The following is a 373-nucleotide window of genomic DNA, read 5'->3' as shown; positions in this document are numbered from 1 at the left end:
CGTTGTCGAGGCAATTTCCCTTGCGGGACATGCTCTGCGTTATCGAACGGTCCGCCAGCATTTGTCGATAAGCTGGCTGCTGGTACTGCCATCCCTGAAGCGGAACTTACGCTATGTCAATTCAAGCGGAATGTTTTGCAGCGTCGGCGGTTGCCAGGGATGCCTCTGGCACAACGGTGCGCAGTGCGGCAGTTGTTCCGTAGCCCAAGAGAGCACCAGCGATCTGCGCGAGTACAAAGCCCGCGACGTCTTGAAGACGTATCCCCGAAAACGTTTGGGTCAACGCACGCGCAAGTGTCACCGCCGGGTTCGCAAAGGATGTGCTCGCAGTGAACCAGTAGGCGGCGAAGATGTAACTCGCTACCAGTGCCGG

1 pseudogene is annotated in these 373 nt (G+C 57.9%); it reads right to left on the bottom strand.

The features are described from left to right. Positions 1-121: 121 nt before the first annotated feature. Positions 122-373: pseudogene (locus GSQ77_RS29070) on the bottom strand (aquaporin); the annotation flags it as partial.

Origin of the sequence: Burkholderia sp. L27(2015), from assembly GCF_009765705.1 — a bacterium.
Lineage (GTDB): Bacteria > Pseudomonadota > Gammaproteobacteria > Burkholderiales > Burkholderiaceae > LMUX01.
The sequence above is the reverse complement of the archived record's forward strand: the minus strand, read 5'-3'. Positions and strand labels throughout refer to the sequence as shown.